Raw genomic sequence first — 2377 nt, 5'->3', positions numbered from 1 at the left:
ATTAAGAAGCAAAGGAGCAAATTTATATGATAAAGGTAAAAAAGTTCAAACTTATAGGCGGCAGAGTAATCAAAACGGCAATTGCCGTTTTTTTGACGGCCTTAATTTGTTATTGGCTGAACCTGCCTGCAGCTTTTGCGGTGATCACGGCTATCGTGACGGTTGAACCTACGGCAGCTGATTCAATCAGAAAAGGTCTCGTGCGCTTTCCCGCTTCTGCGATTGGTGCAGCACTGGCCATATTGTTCACGTTCTTTTTTGGTGATACTCCCCTCACCTATACTCTTGCTACGTTATTTACAATTGTGATATGCCACAAGCTGCACCTGGAAGACGGCATGCTGGTTGCAACATTAACGGCCGTGGCGATGATACCGACTACCAATGACCATTACTTCTTATCCTTTGTTTCAAGATTGGGATCAACAAGTATAGGCCTAGTAATATCCACCCTTGTCAATATCTTCGTGCTGCCGCCTAATTACTCACCGCGCATCACAACCATGGTCCATAATCTTTTCGTGAAAACAGGCAACCTGCTTGAGACAAGGATCATTGAATTGATTCTTGATAAAAAAGCCGAAGCAAGAACCCGTTTTCTTTTCCAGGAAGTCAACAAGTCGATGGATACCATTGAAAAACTTTGCCGGTACCAGCGGAAGGAATGGAAATACCACCGTCACAGCCGGAAAGAAATGAAAGAATTCCATTATGAAAATAAAAAATTGAGCATACTGAGACAAATACATTACCATTTAGGAAATCTGATGCTCCTTCCTCAGCACGATATAAATTGGGAGGAAGAGAAACAAAAAAAGATTATTACTGCGGTACAATCCCTTGTAGAAATCATCCAGGATCCCAAGCATACTATTTCAGAAGTGCACTATAAGAAATATAAAGAACTCCTGGAGGAATTTTGGCATGTCAAAGATGAATTAAAAGAGGTCAAAGAAACAGACCATCACCACTTTTTCTCAACGGAAACCGTGCTGCTTTATGAGCTGCTGTCCATTCAGGACCTGACGGAAGAATTATCACATATCGACGAAATGCAGCACCGAAACGACACGTCCCTTATACAGGCACAAGATTAAAAAAGCCGGAAGGAATAACCCCTCCGGCTTAGTTTTTTAAACACCGTACTTTTCTTTGCAGCGCTGAATCGCAATTTCCTTGTCGCTGTGTGGATACTTGGTATTCTCAATAATCTGGTAGTCCTCATGTCCTTTACCGGCAAAAATAATGATATCTCCCGGTTCACTAACGTCAACTGCATGTTTAACTGCCTCTTCACGGTCTCCAATTAAAGCATAGTTTCCGTGTCTCATTCCTTTTCCAAGATCATTGACGATACTATCATAACTTTCATAACGCGGATCATCTGTTGTCAAAACAACATAATCAGCAATCGATGCCTTCTCAGCCATTGACGGGCGCTTGGATTTATCCCTGTTACCTCCAGTTCCGACGAGGAAGATAATTTTATTCTCCTTGAATGGAAGGACAGATTGAATCGCATTTTCTATGGCATCAGGTGTATGGGCATAGTCAATATACATGGATAAAGGTGCATCAGAATGAACTTTTTCCATGCGTCCGCTGACAGGGGGAAGGTCCTTGATGATCGTCACAAGCTTCTCTACAGACATTCCTTTCGCAAACAAGGTTGCCATTGCTGCGAGTATATTATATACATTGAATTTACCTAACAATTTTGATTCCACTTCAAAAACACCCTCAGGCGATTGCAGTGTAAAAGTAGTCAGATCATTATAATACTGAATGTTTTCTGCTTTGAAATCCGCATATGTCTCTAGTCCGTAACTGATCACTTCATGAGCTGTCATTGTGGAATATCTTTCATACCATTCATCATCACTGTTCAGAACAGCGTATTTCGGATTGGCTAAGTTTTGGCCAAGCTGAGAGAAAAGCAGGCCTTTTGCGTATCCGTAATGTTCCATAGTTTGATGATAGTCGAGGTGGTCATGGCTCAAGTTCGTGAACGTAACTACATCAAAATCCACTCCCCATAACCTGCCAAGGGAAAGCCCGTGGGAGGAAACTTCCAGTACCATATTCTCTATATCCCTGTCTAATGCTTTTTGAATCATTTCCTGATTTGTCATTACATCGCAGGTAGTATTTTCACTTGGGAACAACTCACCGTCCAGATCGAATCCAATAGTTCCGGAAAGGGCAGAACGCTGACCATCATTTCGGAGGATGGAATGGATCAAGTTCGTTACGGTCGTTTTCCCGTTGGTTCCTGTCACACCAATTACATTCATTTTAAGAGAAGGATAATCATAATATTTATTGACAAGCTGGGCCATAGCTTTAAAAGTGTCCTTCACAACCACCAATGCCGCTT

At 41.9% G+C, this 2377-nt stretch carries 2 protein-coding genes; one reads left to right on the top strand and one right to left on the bottom strand.

Annotation, left to right across the window (positions count from 1 at the left end; all coding sequences use genetic code 11):
* The first annotated feature begins 26 nt into the window (after nt 1–26).
* Entirely contained in the window at nt 27–1097 is a 1071-nt protein-coding gene (locus tag BSG1_RS19050) for an FUSC family protein (protein ID WP_006838868.1), read from the top strand.
* Between the two features lie 36 nt (nt 1098–1133).
* Here BSG1_RS19050 and BSG1_RS19045 read toward each other — a convergent pair.
* On the bottom strand, nt 1134–2377 hold a 1244-nt coding region (locus BSG1_RS19045; protein ID WP_006838867.1), incomplete at its 5' end, for a UDP-N-acetylmuramoyl-L-alanyl-D-glutamate--2,6-diaminopimelate ligase.

Source organism: Bacillus sp. SG-1, from assembly GCF_000181495.1.
In the GTDB taxonomy this organism is placed as follows: Bacteria; Bacillota; Bacilli; order Bacillales; family Bacillaceae_B; genus Rossellomorea.
The sequence above is the reverse complement of the archived record's forward strand: the minus strand, read 5'-3'. Positions and strand labels throughout refer to the sequence as shown.